The following is a 16,427-nucleotide window of genomic DNA, read 5'->3' as shown; positions in this document are numbered from 1 at the left end:
GGGGCTTGGCTGGGGCCTGCTTCCGGATCAAGTTGTGTGCCGCGAGGATCTCTTTGGCGAAAGCCGACAGAGGCTTCTCGGCCGCGCTCACGCCCGAGCTTGCCGTGGCCATGGACAGAAGGACGAGAGACGAGGTGCGGAAGACGGGTCTGGGTAGTTTCATGGTGGGCCTTATAGCACCACTTTTTGTTAGAACCTCTTAGTGGGGTGGAGGCATTGGGCGTCGCGCTAGAGTCTGCAGGACCGGCCATCAACAGGGCCGCTCAAGGCTCTGTTCCGGAGGAAACAGGTGAGAAATTTCGAGCAAGAAGAGGCCGAGGCCAGGGAAAGGATGCGGCGAGAGCTCCTGCCTGTGGTGCTTGAAGAGATTGGCTTGGCTGGGTTCTATATGACGGACGCGCTGACTCGTCCGATGGCTGGAGCGCTGGCCGGTCTGATTGAGCAGAGTGGCGTGGAGGCAATCCACGTCAATATTCTCCCCGAGATTGGTGTTCATGTCTATTTGATGCATGATAAGTACTATTTAGTGAGGAGTGGTTTGAATGATATGGCGATGGCTAGGTTTGGTGATGGAAGTACCTAGAGGAAATGGTTGAGTCCGAGGTGGATTCATCGAGAACGGTGTCTGTGGGCTCATGCAGGCCGCCGTGAGGTAACCAGCCTTCCGCCCCTTTTCGGCTAGTTATGGGGGAGGCTCCGCGGCAGCGCGGGACGCATCTCGGGTAAATGCGCTTCCCCTGCGCGCCAGAGAGTGCCGGCTGGCGCGCAGGGTTCGGTCTGGCAGTTTGAGGCGGCTACGCCGCTTCCCAGAAGGTGATGGCGTGCAGGTGCACGAGGACCTCATTGCCCGGCCAGCCCAGGAGAAGGTCAAACGGGCCCACGGCGAGCAGTGGCAGGTGGAGCACCATTCCATCACGCAGCACGAGGACGAGTGGCTTGCCGACGGATGGAAGGAAGGGGCGTGGATCCGCGACGGGCCTGCGTGCAGGTGCGGCCTTCGCCCGACGTCCTCCCTTGGCGAGTTCAGGAAGATGGACGTGGGCCATCCCCATGTTGCGCCAGGCTGAGTGCTTCGCGAGCAGCACGAGCTCCAACTTCTCGATTCTCCCGTTGAGCCCGAAGCGAAACGCCAGCGGGTGAGTCTCTTTGAGGTTGTCGACGAGCGTCCGGTCCCTCATGAGGCCGACCACCGCTGCCTGTGAGTCGATGAGGTGCTGAACGAAGGCTTCAATGGCAGCCGGCGACACTTCCTCTCGGGCCGTCCGGATGTCGAGTCTGCGGCGCTCCTTCCAGACAGCGGTCGCCGTCTGTTTCTGAAAGTCCCGCATCAACTGCATCAATCGGAACGCGTCGGGTGGCCATGTTGCGACCTCACTCGTCTGCTCCCTTCGAAGGCGTCGACGCAGAGGCAGGATGTCCGCCACGGGCTTTCGCTCTGGCTGAATCGCATGCGTCACCTTGAAGCTCTCTGGGACGTGGCCATGACTCCAGTCCGCGGGACGCGGTGTGCCGCGAATGTCACTGAGACCTTGGTCTCGAGCGAATGCCACCACGTGCTTGAGGAGCAGGGGCCCGTGGTCCAGGTGGCAGCGCTTCTCGTTGCAGGCGATTTCGTTCAGCGTCACAGCGTCATCGCCGAACGTGCCGACGAAGGAGAGCACTGGCTTCTCGGAACGCCCGGTGTCCCCTTCGTACAGGTAGTGGTCCACCGCGCCGCGCCGTTGAAGCCCCGTCACGAAGACCCGCCTGTCAGCGAGCTGGGCAATCTCCACCAGGACTTCGCCAGCCGCGAGGCGCTTCTCGATTCGAGCCAGCAGCTCCGCCAGGCCCTGTGTCTCGACTTCAAGGGCACGAAGCGCGCTGCTCGCGCCTTCCGCCCGGGTGGCCGCTGCCTCATACCGGCTGGCGTAGCCGAAGGTGATGAGGTTCAGCAGGCTGCCTTCCGCCATGGATGTCCCCTCGCGTGCTGCGAAAAAACGGCGAAGGTAGCAGTCCGTGCTTCGCTCGAAAACTGCGCAGGAACCCATGCCTTTTCGGCGCGCCTGGCCAGAGCTCGTTCACGCGAAGCCCTTCGCGGGCTGGAAGCGCAGCCTCGCCTCAGCGGATCAGCGGAGCCCTCGTGGGACGGTCGCGGCGGACTTCTGCGCGGGCCTCTGCACGGCTCAGCACAGGAGTGGGCGAACGCGGGCGCATCCTCGGGCCGTCTTCCTTGCCCAGCAGGTCTCTCTCGGAGCCACCACGGCGCGCGGGCAAGAGCAGAGAGGCGGGGCAGGGGGCTGTGCCGAGGACTCGGCCAAGAGCTTCTGAGAGTCTCGGAGAGTCTGCGCCGCGCGACGAAATCGGGGATACCGAGTAACGGCGAGCCCTTTTTCGCTCTCTCGGTTAACAGGTCGCCCATTTCGGCATTCTGAAAGAGGGAAATGGCGTAACCCTGGAAGGTACGACATCGAAAGCCAGGGATTGTCAGAATCGGTGGTCCGAAGTGGTTAACAAAACTGTTAACCACTCTCGGCCTCTCTCTCCCCAAAACGGGTGAAAGAGCGGTCCAGAGAGCCCAATCGGCGGCGGAGAGGAGGGCGCGTCTTGCTCTCTGGGGAAGAGGGCTGAGAGCGCCCTCTTCAGCACCGCGAGGCAAAATCCCTTGGGATTCAGCGGCTTAAGCACGAAGGCCCCGCGATGTAATCGCGAGGCCCTTGTTAAACAAAAAAGGCCCTACCAGTTGGTAGGGCCTTTCAAGTAGCTCCCCAGGAGGGATTCGAACCCTCAACTTCGCGGTTAACAGCCGCGCGCTCTGCCATTGAGCTACCGGGGAATGTGCTGTGTGAAGAGAGAACCGGAGGCAGGAATTGCATCTGCGGAGTCAGAGTCCGCCATCCTTGCTAGTTAGACGACCCCGGTATGAGTACCTCCGGAGGGATTCGAACCCTCGCCGTCCGCTTAAGAGGCGGATGCTCTTCCAATGAGCTACGGAGGCAGATTGTTTGCCGCCCCGGATGCGCGCGGGCGGCATACATTCACCACGACGATTCAGTTGTCAGAGACCTTGAGGCTGTCGGGTACTCGAACGCGAGCCAGGATTCCTGGCGCACGGACGCGAGTCCGGCCCTCGAGCTGTAACTCGTGATGCGGTGTGGCTGTGCGTGGCTGGCCACGCCGGTGTTGAATGGGGACGCTGGGAGCCCAGAAAGCCGAGAGGCCGGGTCCCCTGGATGGGAGCCCGGCCTCTGCGTGGCTTGGCGCGCCAGTGAAGGAGCGCGAGCGTCAGCAGGGTACGGGCGGAGGGCCGCCAAGCCGGTCAAATCCCACGAGGGACTTCGAGGCGAAGCTCACAAGGGAGCAGGAGGCGGCACCGAACTGGGGCCAGAGGTTGTTGCGATAGCTGCGCTTCATCGGGTTCGTCCGCGTCGTCAACGTCGTCATGGTCGCCGCTCCTTTCGGGGAGACTCTACGGCGGGTGACTTTCGTTCCTGACAAGGCCCGATTATTTGAGCTTCACGGCCGTGGCCCCCTGTTTCAGGGAAGTTGTCGCCTCGGCTGACGTGCCGAGTTGATGACGCCTTGGGGGCGAGAGCAGGCAGGACGCAGCGCCGTGGCCATGGTCTCCATCGCGTGGACTCCCTCGCAGCGGGCGCAGCTGCCCCGCGGGTTCGCAAGGAGTCTGACGCGGAGACCTCCGTGCCGCACGGCGCGTCCGAGGAGAGGCATCTGGCCCGGCGATGCGCGCGGGGGCCGGTGCTCATGCTCCGGCCCGCGGGTGTGCCTGGGCTTCAAGCGGGACGCCGTGTGTACGACCGCGTGAACGGCGGCACCGAGCGCGAGCTCCCAACTCGGAGCAGCAAGGCCGGCCATGGGGACGTGCCCCACGACCGGCCTTGCTCCTCGGCGTGTCGACGCGGTCCTACTGCAGGGGCACGCGCTTGAGCTTGAAGGGCGAGGGGCTCTCGCTCATCGTGAAGTAGCTCGCGCCGTTGGCCTCGTACTCGATCGCCTCACCCTGGCCCTCGGTGGTGTCGGTCAGCGTGACGGGCGTCGCGAAGACGGCCGACTCGAAGCCAAGTCCCGGCGTCGCACGGAACTCGTAGACAGTGCGGTAGGTGCGAAGGAGGAAGCGATCCGCGCATGGGTGGATCGCCGCCGCGGTCGCGGCCGAGAAGTTGGCGTCTCCGTTCAGCGGCAGCTGGATCGTGTGGACGTGGATCAGCGTGGCCTGTACGCCCGGCGTCAGCGGCTGGGGGAACTTGTACACGCCGCTCTTCCCCGTGCCCCCGTCCTTGGTGACGACGTAGATGTCCCCGGTGGTGGGGTGCACCATCAGCGACTCCGCGTCCTTCGCGCCGTCCGGATAGACGAACGGGAAGGCCTCGGCGACGAGCCCCCCCGAGGTCTGGCCGTTGGCGAGATTCGGCTCGGGCACGCGGTAGATCGTGAACGACGTGGGGCTGCCACCCGCAGGGAAGTTGGCGCTCCACTTCCCGATGTCACCGATGAAGATGCACGAGCCGCTCGGGCAGGGCCCGGTTGCGAGGTCCTCCCAGTCGGCCGGCGTCACGTTGGTCACGTTGAACGTGCCGATCGTACTCGCGTTGAGCGTGTTGATCGCGACGATCGCGGTGGTGTCCTCGTTGTGCACGTAGAGCGCGTTGCCGACCACGCGGCTCGCGGCCAGGCCCGAGGGCTCCACGATTTCCGGCGCGGTCACGGTGCCCTGGAGCGTGAAGGTGCTCGCGTACGTGTCTCCGACCATGCAGGCGGGGGCGTTGGCGGCGCGCAGGACGATCACGTGCGCGGTGTTGGTCTGCACGAACGCGGAGCTGCCGGAGAGGCCCGTCTGGAGGCCCGGCGCGGTGAGCGACCGGTAGGCCGCATTGAAGAGCAGTCCGTTGGCGTGACCCAGGCACGCGTCGAAGGCCTCGGTGAAGCCGAGCGGCGGCTCGATGCGGGTGGCAGGGCAGGTGGCGTCCGGCCAGACCTGTGAGCCGTACCAGACGGCGAGGCCACCCGCGCTGCCGGTCACCACGTCGGGCACGGTGAACGACGCGGAGTCGCCGTTCTTCTGGCCTGCGTGCACGTCGATTGGCTGGACCGGATCGACGCCGCTGAAGGCTTCCACGCTCCCCGCCATGTGGGTGGTCGCGTCCAGTGCGAACGCGTAGCTCGCAGGCTCGGAGGCGCCCGCGACGCGGTAGAAGATCCAGGTGCGGATGGCCCAGGCGCTCTGCTCCGAGCGCAGGAACGTCCAGCCGGCGGGCGGCGTGACGGTCGCGGTGATGTTGTTGCGCACGGTCACCCGCGCGATGAGCGCGTCGTTGGCCGCGGTCCCCGACGGCTTGGGGATCGACAGCGAAGCGAGCGACAGGCCGCTGTGGTGCGAGCTCCCACGCAACGAGACCCCCGAGGACGGCGCGACCTCGGCGCGGCGAAGGGCGACGACCTGCGCGACGTTGGTCTCGGCGAACGTCGAGCTCCCGTTGAACGGTCCCTGGAGGCCGGCACCGGCGAGGGGCATGAACGCGGCGTTGAAGACGAGGCCCTGGGACGAGGACACCAGGCAGGTGTCGTAGGTCTCGGCGAAGCCCACGGGGGGCTCGATCGCCGGGGTCGGACACGCGGCGCCGGTCCACGTCTGCGCGCCGAACCAGACGGCAGCCCCGCCCGCGGTCGAGGTGCTCAGCTGCGGCGTCGTGAAGGCCGTCGAGCCGCTGTTGCTCTTGCCGGCGTGCGTGTCGATCGGGTTGGCCGGATCGACGCCGGCATACGCCACGAGGTTGCCGACGAAGTAGCTCGCGATGGAGCTCTGGAACGTGTGGCTCGCGGGCTCGCTGGCGGTGGCGACGCGGACGAAGACCCAGCCGCGGATGCTCCAGGTGCTCATGTCGGTGCGCACCAGCGTCCAACCCGCGGGCGGGGTGAGCTCGGCGCCGATCTGGTTCCGGTTCGCAAGGTGCGCCAGCAGCACGTTACCGGCGGCGACGCCCGGAGGGCTCGAGAGGGTCAGGCTGGTGACCGTCTTGCCGCTCGCGTGCGTGGTGCCGACGAGGGTGATCTCCCCGGTGGCCGGCGGCTGGAGGGGGCGCAGCACCACCGCGTGCGTGATGTTGGTGTTGGGGAGCGTGGAGCTGCCGGTGAAGGCGGGCTGGGCACCTGCGGCCCCGAGCTCCGAGGTGGCGGCGCTGTGCAGCACGCCGTGCGACGACGAGACGAGGCAGGTGTCGAGCTGCTCGGTGAAGCCCGTCGGCGGGGTGTGGACCGCGGGGCACGCGGCGCCTCCCCAGACCTGGGCCGAGAACCACACTGCGAGGCCGTTCGCGGACGACGTGGCGGCGACGGGCAGCGCGAGGCTCGCGCTGTTGCCATTCTTCTGGCCCACGTGCACGTCGATCGGCTGGAGCGGATCCGCGCCCGACACCGCGACCAGGGTGGCCGCCATGGCGCTGGCGAGGTCGAGGGTGAAGGTGTGACTGCTCGGCTCGGCCGCGCTGGCCACGCGGAGGAAGAGCCAGGACCTGATGGCCGAGGCGCTCTGCTCGGAGCGCAGCAGCGTCCAGCCAGCGGGTGGGGTAGCGACGGCTGTGACGGCCTCGCGATTGCTCAGCTGCATCACCAGCACATCTCCGGCGGCCGTACCGACGGGGGTGGGAATGGAGAGGGTGGTGGTGGCTAGGCCGCTCGCGCTGGTGGTTCCTCGCACGGAGAGGGTGGAGAGGCCCTGGGCCGTCGTCGCATCCTGTACGTCGTCGGGCTGCGCGAGCTCAGTCGTTCCACAGGCGGCCATCAGTAGGGCGGCCGCGAGCCACAGACTTCGGATTGGGGTCATGGGGTTTTGATCGGGTGTCGACTCACTGGACTGGAGGTCCGGGAATCGGCCATGTGAAGGACCCCGCAGTGCGAAGCGCAATCGACTGTCATGACACGGGAAAGCTACCGTGAAATGGTTTGGATCGTCGGGTGTCATCGAAAAAAGGTGGCAGTCCTGTCCATGCGGTCACGCGGAGTCCTTTGAGAACGCGAAGCCCAAAGATATCTGCGCACGGTGCAAGGGCCGAAGGGCGGTCGGCACCCCGAGGGGTGGGCCTCCAGGCAAGCCTCGTGACCGTGGCCGTGACCGGCTCGTGACATCAGCAGAACGGTGCTGACATCCTGTGATCTGGAGCGTGCCTGGAACTGTGGGCTTCGTCGAGCTCGTGGGGCACGAAGCCCTTGAAGTCACTGGCATCTGGGACGACCGCCGCTACCTGGACATGGCCCCTCTGACTTCAACCCCAGACACCGCTGAATGATGCAGCCAAGGAGCTTTCCTCCCCCGTTCCCCCTCCGAACCAACTACACACGATTCGGGACTTGACCGGCGCCGGGGGCGCGGCTCATCGGCTACCCGCTTCAGCCTGGGGCGCGCAGGCCGGCCCTCCGTAGGGGCCGTGCCCGCCTCGCGACGCCCCTGTGGACGCCTGCAAAGCATGTAAGGAATGAAACCGGAGAGCAGAGAGAGCAGCCTTCCTGGAGACCTTGGAGCGGAGAATTGAGAGTCTCAGGAAATGGTGTTAACCGCTGCCCCAACGGTTAACAGCGCCTGTTAACCGCGTCCGATTGAGTCGCTAAGAACTTCCAACCCTTGAGCGAGAGCCCGCTATGTTTGTGCGACGGGTGTGGCGGGCCGCGCTCAGGCTGGATGGGGGCGCTGGGCGTTGAGCCTGTCGGGGGCGCTACAGGCCCGCGCGTCTGCCTAACGCTCAACGTCCCCTGAAGAGAAGTGGGCCCGAATGCCGAAATGCGGGGTCCCTTGGATTGGAGCCCAGCCTCGGCAGATGGTCTGCGCTGACGACGCCCTTGTGCGCTTCGCCGACTCACCTTGACGCCCTGGCGACTATGGGTCGACGCACGAGTGACTCAGTGCCCGGGCTTCGGGGCGGCAGAGTCTGCTCCCAACCTGCCCCGGTGAGACACCTGCGGTCTGATTGCGGCGCTCCGGTGGCGCGGCCCCTCTTCCTCTTGGAGAAATCCGCATCTAGGGACTCAACGGACTTCGCTCTACGGTGTTCTCCTGCCGATGTCCGAGCGAAATCCGAGAATGTTCGTCGTGCCGCCTCCAGACAGGCCGGTCGAGGAGCGCACTGACGCGGAGCTGATGCTCCTGGCCAGTGCGGGGGCAGAGGACGCCTTCGCGGCCCTCGTCCGGCGGCACCTGGCGCAGGTTCAGCAGTTCGCGACCCGCTATCTGGGCGACGCCGCCGCGGGGGCGGAGACCGCGCAAGAGGCCCTGCTCAAGGTCTGGCATGCGCGCCGGGAGTTCCGGCCAGCGCGTCCCTTCTCCGTCTATCTCTACACGGTGGTGCGCAACCTCTGTCGCAATCAGTATCGCGACCGCGTGCGCCGCAAGCGGCACCTCACTCAGGAGGAGGGCGTCACTGCCCACTCCCCCCTCGACACCCTCCTCGACGTCGAGCGCCGCCGACGCACCCTGGTGGCCCTGCACGAGCTGTCTCCCAAGCTGAAGGAGGCCGTGCTGCTGCGATTCAGCCAGGGGCTCGACTACCCCGAGATTGCTCGGATCCTCGATGTGCCTGTCAGCACCGTCCGTTCGCGCGTGTTTCTCGGCATCCGCCAACTGCGCGCGCACACCCAGGAGGATGGCGAATGAGCGCCCCCTGTCCCGACCCCATGGAGCTGCTGGAATGGCTGGATGGCGAGAGCACCCTCCATCGTTCCCGGTGGCTCGAAGGACACCTGTCCGGCTGCGCATCCTGCCGCCGAGAGCTGAACGCACAGAAGCAGCTGGTGGCCCGCCTGAGCGCGCCACCGCCTCCCGTGGATGAGCGCGACGTCCAAGCCCTCATGGCCCGTCTCAAGGACAAGCCCCTCCGCCACCCCGTGGCCTGGTGGGCACCGGGCTGGCGCGCAGGACTCGCCACGGCATGCCTGGCGGTGACAGGCGTCTTGTGTGGATATGCGGTGCAAGAGTTCTCTCCCCTCCGAACGCAGTTCGCCGCGCGTGGCGGGCAATTCGTTGCGCCACTCCAACGGTATGTTGGAGTGGACCTGCTCTCCGCCGGCAGCCCACCCGTGCTGCTTCGTCCCGGAGCGGTCCTCTCGCCGTCGACCCCGCTCTTCGCGCGCTTCCGCAACCTGGGCGAGACGCCCGCTTTTCTCCTCCTCTTCGCCAGGGACGCAGCCGGCGAACTTCACTGGCTCTACCCCGCGTACCTCACGCCGGGGGAGGACCCTCGCTCGGTCGAGCTGTCGCCCTCGGTACGCGACACCCCCATGCCGGAGGCGGTGCTGCTCGACCAGCCCGCGTTGGGCCCCTTGCAAGTCTTTGCGCTGGTGACGTCCGAGCCCCTCCGCGTCCTCGACGTGGAGGCGCTCGAGAAGAGCCCGAACCTGGAACCACTCCTCCGCGCGCGTTGGCCGGAGGCCGCACTCACCCACTGGACGTTGATGCTCGAGAAAGCGCCATGAATCTCTCCACGGCCATGAAGTCGCTCACGTACACGTTGCTCTTCCTCCCCATGCTCTGTTTGGCCGAAACGCGCGAGCGCTTCGTCTTGATTGTCGGCAACAACACGAGTGCCACCCTCGGACGCCCCCGGCTCCAGTTCGCGGACGATGACGCTGCCAAGTACGACACCGTCTTTCGGGTGCTCGCCCCGGGGGCATATGTGCGCGTGCTCACGGAACTCGACAAGGACACCGCGCGGCTGTTTCCGGAGGTGCGGCAGCGGGCGGAGCCACCCACCCTCGCACGGCTTCAGGAGGCCTTCGAGGATATCTCGCGGCGCGTCCGAGAGAACACGCGCCAGGGACGGGAGAGTGAGCTGTACTTCCTCTTCGCCGGTCACGGGGATGTCGAGCAAGGAAAGGGCTTCCTCGAGCTTTCCGATGGCGCCTTCACGTCCGACGCGCTCGAGGAGGCGCTGTCCAGGATTCCGGTTCAACGGGCCCACGTGGTCCTCGACAGTTGCAACTCGTTCTTCATGCTCAACCCGCGCAAGCCCGGCGGCCGGCGCTACGCCACGCCCGTGGACTCCGCGGAGGCCATGGGGCGCAGGCTCCAGAATGTCGGGGTGCTACTCTCCACGAGCGCGGAGGCGGAGGTGTATGAGTGGTCGGAGCTCCAGTCCGGAATCTTCAGTCATGCGGTCCGCTCGGGGTTGCTCGGCGCGGCGGACGGGGACGGGGACGGGGCGGTCTCCTACGAAGAGCTGGCTGCCTTCGTGGAGACCGCCAGCCACGAAGTGAAGAATCCCGCCTTCCGCCCGCATGTGTTTGCCCGAGGTCCCTCGGGCGACAACCAGGTCCATCTGATGGAGTCCGGGGTCGCGAACGGCGCGGTGCTCGATGTGGGTGAGACAGAGCCCGTCCGGCTCGTTGTGCGGGATGCGGAGGGGCTGCGCTGGATAGACAGCCACAGCGAGGCGGGCCATCGTGTCCACTTGCGCCTGCCCCAGGCCATTCGCGGTGGGAGCGTCGAGCGGGTGCTCGCGGATGGGAGCTCCGAGCGCTTCGGGTTGCCTGCGGAACAGGGGACCCTCTCCTCACTCGTCTCCGTCGAGCGCGTGCTGGAGGCGCGGGGAATCACGGACCCACTGCGCATGCTCTTCGCTCAGCCGTTTGGCCCCCAGGCGCTTGCTGACTTCCGCAGTGCACAAGCGGCGACCCCCACTCCCGTGTACGGCATCTCGCGCGAGGACGGTGAACGCATGGGATTGCTTCTGGGGCAACTGGGACGACAGCAGCGCCAGAGCAGACACGTCGAAGGTGCGCTCCGGCTCACGGGTGGCGCGGCATTGGCTCTCGCGGGAGGGCTCAACCTGAGGGCGGGCGGGTACAAGGCTGCGAACTGGAGCTATCTGGGGGCAAGCGCGCTCCTCCTTGGGGCCGGTACATGGTCGCTGCTGAGCAGCACGGAGGGGGAGGAGGTGGAAGCGGAATATCGGCGGGCGCTCTTGACTCAGGAGGACCACGCCTCGGTGGTTGCGCGCACCGAAGAGCGCCTCCGGAGCATCGCGGTCACCGAGGAGCGCAACAGGTTTGCTCTCAAGTTGACGGGCGCTTTCGTATTCGCCACAGGTGCTGCCCTCACGGTGTGGATGGAGGACGCGAAGCCCCCGTTGCCGGAGAACTATGGTCGCGCCCTCAATCGGCTGGCAGGGCCGGCCTTCATGATTGCTGGGACGGGCTTCCTGCTGGACGCCTTCCTGCAACGGTCACCCGCCGAGCATGTCCTCGAAGCCTGGCGCTCCGACCGCGCACCTCGCGAAGTGCCTCGGATGTCCATCTCGCTGCTCCCCGAGGGTGGGGCCATGATGGGGATGTCGGGCCAATTCTGAGTCACTCAAAACCTGTCGTGCCGCTCGACGTGCCCATGGCTGGTGCCGATACGAGTGGACGGCGTTGGGTTGCTCCCTGCTTCCGCCAAAGATAGATGACGCCTTGTTCGCGACTGCACCCCTGAGCCTCTTCTCTTGTTTCGCGACCCGGAGCCCGACCGATGGTTCGAAGTGAAGTTGCCCCGGTTTCGTGGCTCTCCCGCACTTCGTGTGGACCGTAGGTTCAGACGGTGAGCAGCACTCGAAGACGCAGGAGGTCGAAGTTGGCGAGGCCATACATCTCAGTCCACCCGACACCCTGGAAGCGGGTACAGCGTTTCCATTTCCAGGGTGTATTCGCCCCATTGCCAGCTTGCCGCGCCTGCCTGCTCTCCAGCGGGGACCCACACGAAGTGCGGGAGAGCCGAGTCGGTGGACAGGTGGTTTGTGTAGCCAACTTCCGCTGTGAGGCCGCTTGCGCATACTCCACTGGGCTGACTTGGGGGGCTGGGCGAGCATGGTGTCTCACCCTCCGCCACCGACCCCTCGCACGCAAATTCCTTTAGTTTCAGTGACGCATGATGCGTTCGCCTTTGGACTTGACCCCACCACAGCCAGCACGCACACAATCTCGCTTCGATGTCACTGAACGATCTACTTACCGCGCTTCGTGGTCCCTCGGGCCTCGGCCCGCCGCCGGGAGTCGCGCTCGCGGCGGTGGCCGGCTGTGAGTACCTCCCGCCGAAGAAGGTCGCGCGTGCCGATCTGCAGGCGCTGCGCGACCTTCTGCCCGCGCTGCCCGACGACCTGCGCGACGGCCTCGTCGCCGTCAATCGCATGCGACTGCGCTGGCCCGGCGGTCAGATTCAGCTCCATGCGATCAAGGCGCTGGTGGACGCGCTGGTCCGGCACGTCGCGCACCCGACGCAGGACCCGCTGCTTCGCGAAGGACTGCTCCCGCTCGCGTGCACCTCGCATCGTGGGCACCATGTGCACACGTGCGCGCGATTCGTGGAGGGCAGCTATGAGCTCGTGCTCGCGCTGGACACGAAGCGCTGGACGCTGCCGTTTCGGCTGGAGGAGTACCTCGCGCTGGCGATTCGTTGCGCCGGGGCGCCGTTATGGCCGCTACTCGTCGCCGAGGCCGCTCGCCGCGAGCTCGGACTGACCGGATCATTCGAAGCGCTCGAGCGAGAGGTCGCCGGGCTCCTGGTGGCGACCTCGCCGGGGGTCGACTGGCACGCCGAACTCGCACAGGCCGTGGCCGGCCGAGCATGGATGCGACCGGAAAGGCCCGGGAAGGGGCGGCTGCTCGTGGATGGCGGCGCGCCGATGTCGAGCGAGATGATCGCTGCGCACCTGATTCTCGGTCATCCCGTACCGGCGGGTGTGCTGAACTTCTATCGGCAGCTCGACGGGACCGTCCTCTCGTGGCGCAGAGACGGCCTGTTCGCGGACTCACGCATCTCCGGCTATATGGACCTGTTCTGGCGCAAGGAGTCTCTCGTCGCCAAATACCTCGGAGACAGTCGGCTGAACGGGCGCCCCGAGGGAAAGTACCGGGTGCTCGTCTACGGCGAATACCCAATCTTCATCGATATGGCGGCCCTGGACCTCTATCCGCTGTATCACTGGAACTACTCCGAACGGTCGCTTCATCGCATACGCCTGACCTTCGATGAATACATGCTCAGGTTCATGCGCTGTGGCGCCGTCCAGCGCTGGGAGCGGCTGTTTGCGGACGGCTTCGCGGCGGACACCCCTGTGCAACAGGACATACTGCGTGCCGTTCGAACGGTCTGCCTCGACCAGGAGCTCGAGAGCTTCCTGGCCCCCACGGCGCGAGCGGACCGCCGGGCCGTCGCTGCGGCGCTGTGACAGAGGCTCCGGCGGATGCCGGGCCCAGCACCATCGCCCGCGCCGCACCACCGGGACAGGCGAATCCGCGAGCACGCCTCCGAGCGTGCGATGGGTGTGCCTACCCCAAATTCGGTCGCTGCGTCATGAGTGCGTCAAAATGTGCGTCATGACGTGAGCGATGCGCATGACGAGCCGCTGGGTCCTCTTTTCCCTTTGATAGAGGTCGGAATTGCGCCCGGCTCAGACGCCTCAATACCTCTCTGGGTCGTGTCCCTATAAGTGTGTAGATGTCGAGCAGGGGCGAGCGGAAGAGAGGGAAGCTCCTGGGTGAAACCAACCGAGACGGTCCTCCTTTGGCGAGGAGGCCGAGAAGTTCCCAGCCGTGGACGATACAGACTTTGCCGCGCCCTCGCACGAGGAGGTGCGCACCGACGTGCGAGCCCTCTTCCTGGGAGCCATCCGCATGACGCTGGAGATGCTGCTGGAGGAGGAGATTCGAGGCCTGGTGGGCGCGGGGCGCTGGCAACAGGTGGCGGGGCGCAAGGACCAACGCAACGGCAGCTACCTGCGAGGCCTGCTGACGTCCATGGGGCACCTTGAAGTGGCTGTGCTGGAGGCGACCTTCAAGAAGCGCGGGTCTTCGATCCACCCGAGCGCGGAGAAGCGCGGGATTGGAGGGCCGCGCATCAACGCTCGAGGTGCCGAAAACTGGCGGCAGGGGAGCCTTGAGCCACGCTGGGCGGCAGAAGTGGACGAGATGAGCGACCTGGAGGAAGGCCAGGCCGCCGGACAAATGGAGTCGCCACCTCTCCGCGACAGACAGCAACAAGAGGCGCCCGTGTCACGAAAGCGTCCACCCGGAGGCCCGGGTGCACGAGCTTCGAGAGCGAGAGTGCTGTCATTGCGGGGAATTGTTCTGGCTCTGTCGGAGGTGCGACAGGGGCCAAGCCTACTGTCACCGGTGAGCGTCAAGGTAGATGTGTGATGCCTGGAGGAACTCATGGACCCGTAGGGTGAAAGTCCCGAGGCGGCAACAGGTCAAGGCCGCATAGCTGGGGTGGCGCCGACAGGGGAGACCCCTGCGGTGAAGCCCACTGACAAAGCCCCGTTTCAGCGGGGTGAGCGAGTGCGCGGGCCGTAACGACGAGTGAATGCCCAGTCGAGGCCCCGTCAATTGATACCTCCGGGTGCCGAGCCGCCACAACTACGGCGAAGGCAGCAGGGCGTCCCCGCAGAACGACCAAGGGGCCGCACCACCCGGCGGGGTAGAGGGTGACGGCACGCGCACAAGGACATGAGTGGAAACAGGGAAGGGCTCCTCGCCCCGTGGAGAAATCCTGCGGAAGCAAGGTAGCTGCGGCGAGCCGATGAGGCGAAGCCCGGCGAAGGCGAGAGCCCGACGGATGGGGTCGTAGTAGCGATGAAGCGGGGTAATGCCCGTGGAGCGAAGGGCCCCTACCGGAGGCACTCCGAGCAGTGGAGCGAGGCGGGAGCGGGATGACAAAGCCCACCATCAGTCCGCAGGACCTCCGCGCGAGGATAGGCCATCGGGCGAAATCCGCCCCGAAGCATCGCTTCTGGGGATTGTACGTCCACGTCCTCAAACCCGACGTTCTCGAAGCCGCCTACCTGGAAGCCAAGCGCAACGGCGGGGCTCCCGGACAAGACGGCATCACCTTCGAGCACATCGAGGACGAGGGACGGGCAGGGTTTCTCGGCGCAGTCGCCGAGGAACTTCGCACCGGCACATACCGCCCCAGACCGTACCGACGAAGAGAGATTCCGAAGGAGGGCGGCAAGGTGCGTGTCATCTCGATTCCATCGATTCGAGACCGCGTCGTCCAAGGTGCCCTCAGGCTGGTATTGGAGCCAATCTTCGAGGCTGACTTCTCGGGCAGTTCCTTCGGGGCGAGGCCGGGGCGCTCGGCGCATGAAGCCATCGACACCGTGCGGCAGGGGCTGCGACAGCGCAGGCACCACGTCGTGGACGTGGACTTGAAGGCATACTTCGACAGCATCCGGCATGCGCCGTTGCTGGAGCGGGTAGCCCGAAGAGTCCAGGACGGCGAGGTATTGGCGCTCGTGAGTCAGTTCCTGAAGAGTACGGGGGACAAGGGAATCCCGCAGGGCTCGCCCCTGTCCCCGTTGCTGGCCAACATCGCGCTGAACGACCTCGACCATGCCTTGGACCGAGGACGAGGTTTCCTCACCTATGCGCGGTACTTGGACGACATGGTGGTGCTCACCCCCGACTCCGAGAAGGGGTGGAGGTGGGCAGCCCGGGCGCTGGAGCGCATCCGCCAGGAGGCGGGGGCACTCGGTGTGTCGCTCAACACGGAGAAGACGCGGACGGTGACAATGACCGACCGTGGCGCCTCCTTCGCGTTTCTGGGCTTCGACTTCCGGTGGAAGAGGAGCCCGAAGACGGGGACGTGGTACCCGAATACGAATCCTCGACGAAAGAAAGTCACCGAAGTCCTGCGCCGCGTGCGCTACGTCCTGCGGGACAGCCGAGCACTCGCGGTGCAGTCAGCCGTGGCGGAAGTGAATGCCATTGTGCGCGGCTGGGTGAACTACTTCCGGTGGGGCAACTCGTACCAGGCGCTCGACAGGGTGAAGCACCACGTCGAGCTCAAGGTGAGGCGGTTCGCGGCGAAGAGAGCGAAGCGAGGGGGATTCGGTTGGAAGCGGTGGAGTAAGGACGTCGTGTACGGAAGCTGGGGTCTCTTCAATGACTACCGGGTGAGGTACTACGCCGCCCTGAAAGCAGGCCTCCCAACGAGCGGGACCATAACCCCGGTGAGATGACGCCTTCGCGGTGAGCCGGATGCGGGAAACCCGCCTGTCCGGTTCGATGTGGCGGGGACCGGAGACGGAGTGATGGCGCGCTCTACACGGGCACGAAGCCGGAAACGGCGGAGACAGCCAAGAGCAGCCTGTACACCACCGCGCCGGCTCCCGACCCGACCGCGTGAGAGGGTTCAGCCGATGCGCTTCATCTCCTGCACGGCCGGGATGAGGCTGGGCGAGGGGCCCAGGCGGACGGAGCCTGCGGGAGTCCAGTTGCGCGTGACGCGGCTCCATCGCTCCGGGTGACGGGATTGGGCGCGCTGGTACACCCGGTGGCGTCGAGCCAGCAGCGAGGCCTCGCGACCGAAGTGCCTGTCGTCAGGCGTGACGAAGCGGATGGCGGAGTGAAGGTGCTCGGTGTTGTACCAATCCACGAAGCGCGTCACCCAGTCGTGCGCATCCTCGGCGGACGCA

At 66.0% G+C, this 16,427-nt stretch carries 9 protein-coding genes, 2 tRNA genes and 2 pseudogenes; 7 read left to right on the top strand and 6 right to left on the bottom strand.

Annotated elements, in window-relative coordinates:
- Positions 1 to 289 precede the first annotated feature (289 nt).
- A complete protein-coding gene (locus tag FJV41_RS38550) occupies positions 290 to 583 on the top strand; it encodes a hypothetical protein (protein WP_141647609.1) in 294 nt (97 codons plus the stop codon).
- Between the two features lie 211 nt (positions 584 to 794).
- On the opposite strand, the gene FJV41_RS38545 is transcribed toward FJV41_RS38550, so the two are convergent.
- The 5 genes from FJV41_RS38545 to FJV41_RS38530 all read right to left on the bottom strand — a co-directional run bounded on the left by FJV41_RS38545 (position 795) and on the right by FJV41_RS38530 (position 6,814).
- Entirely contained in the window at positions 795 to 1,949 is a 1,155-nt protein-coding gene (locus FJV41_RS38545; protein WP_141647608.1) for a hypothetical protein, read from the bottom strand.
- A gap of 791 nt (positions 1,950 to 2,740) precedes the next feature.
- Positions 2,741 to 2,812 (bottom strand) — tRNA-Asn (locus FJV41_RS38540).
- A 91-nt stretch (positions 2,813 to 2,903) separates the two neighbouring features.
- Positions 2,904 to 2,974, bottom strand: a tRNA-Lys gene (locus tag FJV41_RS38535).
- A 287-nt stretch (positions 2,975 to 3,261) separates the two neighbouring features.
- The gene (locus FJV41_RS52650; RefSeq protein WP_174454832.1) at positions 3,262 to 3,420 is read right to left on the bottom strand and encodes a hypothetical protein; all 159 of its coding nucleotides are present in this window, start codon (positions 3,418 to 3,420) and stop codon (positions 3,262 to 3,264) included.
- Between the two features lie 478 nt (positions 3,421 to 3,898).
- Positions 3,899 to 6,814: a cell wall anchor protein gene (locus FJV41_RS38530; RefSeq protein WP_141647611.1), complete on the bottom strand. Its 2,916-nt coding sequence runs from the start codon at positions 6,812 to 6,814 to the stop codon at positions 3,899 to 3,901.
- A 1,251-nt stretch (positions 6,815 to 8,065) separates the two neighbouring features.
- Between FJV41_RS38530 and FJV41_RS38525 the strand changes: the two genes are divergently transcribed.
- The 6 genes and pseudogenes from FJV41_RS38525 (at position 8,066) to ltrA (ending at position 15,971) form a co-directional block, all read left to right on the top strand.
- Positions 8,066 to 8,635 carry an RNA polymerase sigma factor gene (locus FJV41_RS38525; protein ID WP_174487727.1) on the top strand — a complete coding sequence of 190 codons (570 nt, stop codon included), beginning with the start codon at positions 8,066 to 8,068 and terminating at the stop codon, positions 8,633 to 8,635.
- Entirely contained in the window at positions 8,632 to 9,453 is an 822-nt protein-coding gene (locus FJV41_RS38520) for an anti-sigma factor family protein (protein WP_141647606.1), read from the top strand. Before FJV41_RS38525 ends, FJV41_RS38520 begins: the two co-directional genes overlap by 4 nt.
- Positions 9,450 to 11,324: a caspase family protein gene (locus FJV41_RS38515; RefSeq protein ID WP_141647605.1), complete on the top strand. Its 1,875-nt coding sequence runs from the start codon at positions 9,450 to 9,452 to the stop codon at positions 11,322 to 11,324. Before FJV41_RS38520 ends, FJV41_RS38515 begins: the two co-directional genes overlap by 4 nt.
- 618 nt (positions 11,325 to 11,942) lie before the next feature.
- Positions 11,943 to 13,181 carry a hypothetical protein gene (locus FJV41_RS38510; protein ID WP_141647604.1) on the top strand — a complete coding sequence of 413 codons (1,239 nt, stop codon included), beginning with the start codon at positions 11,943 to 11,945 and terminating at the stop codon, positions 13,179 to 13,181.
- Between the two features lie 364 nt (positions 13,182 to 13,545).
- Positions 13,546 to 13,773, top strand: a pseudogene (locus tag FJV41_RS56935) (transposase); the annotation flags it as partial.
- An 866-nt stretch (positions 13,774 to 14,639) separates the two neighbouring features.
- Positions 14,640 to 15,971 (top strand): group II intron reverse transcriptase/maturase, encoded by a 1,332-nt coding sequence (gene ltrA / locus FJV41_RS38500; RefSeq protein WP_246137684.1) that lies wholly within the window; start codon positions 14,640 to 14,642, stop codon positions 15,969 to 15,971.
- A 173-nt stretch (positions 15,972 to 16,144) separates the two neighbouring features.
- On the opposite strand, the pseudogene FJV41_RS52645 reads toward ltrA, so the two are convergent.
- A pseudogene (locus FJV41_RS52645) lies at positions 16,145 to 16,427 on the bottom strand (hypothetical protein); the annotation flags it as partial.

This window comes from Myxococcus llanfairpwllgwyngyllgogerychwyrndrobwllllantysiliogogogochensis, assembly GCF_006636215.1.
Classification (GTDB): Bacteria; Myxococcota; Myxococcia; order Myxococcales; family Myxococcaceae; genus Myxococcus; species Myxococcus llanfairpwllgwyngyllgogerychwyrndrobwllllantysiliogogogochensis.
The sequence above is the reverse complement of the archived record's forward strand: the minus strand, read 5'-3'. Positions and strand labels throughout refer to the sequence as shown.

Coding starts and splice junctions, on each gene's coding strand:
- FJV41_RS38545 (WP_141647608.1), bottom strand. CDS start 1,949: ATGGCGGAAGGCAGCCTGCTGAACCTCATCACCTTCGGCTACGCCAGC.
- FJV41_RS52650 (WP_174454832.1), bottom strand. CDS start 3,420: ATGACGACGTTGACGACGCGGACGAACCCGATGAAGCGCAGCTATCGC.
- FJV41_RS38530 (WP_141647611.1), bottom strand. CDS start 6,814: ATGACCCCAATCCGAAGTCTGTGGCTCGCGGCCGCCCTACTGATGGCC.
- FJV41_RS38525 (WP_174487727.1), top strand. CDS start 8,066: ATGTTCGTCGTGCCGCCTCCAGACAGGCCGGTCGAGGAGCGCACTGAC.
- FJV41_RS38520 (WP_141647606.1), top strand. CDS start 8,632: ATGAGCGCCCCCTGTCCCGACCCCATGGAGCTGCTGGAATGGCTGGAT.
- FJV41_RS38515 (WP_141647605.1), top strand. CDS start 9,450: ATGAATCTCTCCACGGCCATGAAGTCGCTCACGTACACGTTGCTCTTC.
- FJV41_RS38510 (WP_141647604.1), top strand. CDS start 11,943: ATGTCACTGAACGATCTACTTACCGCGCTTCGTGGTCCCTCGGGCCTC.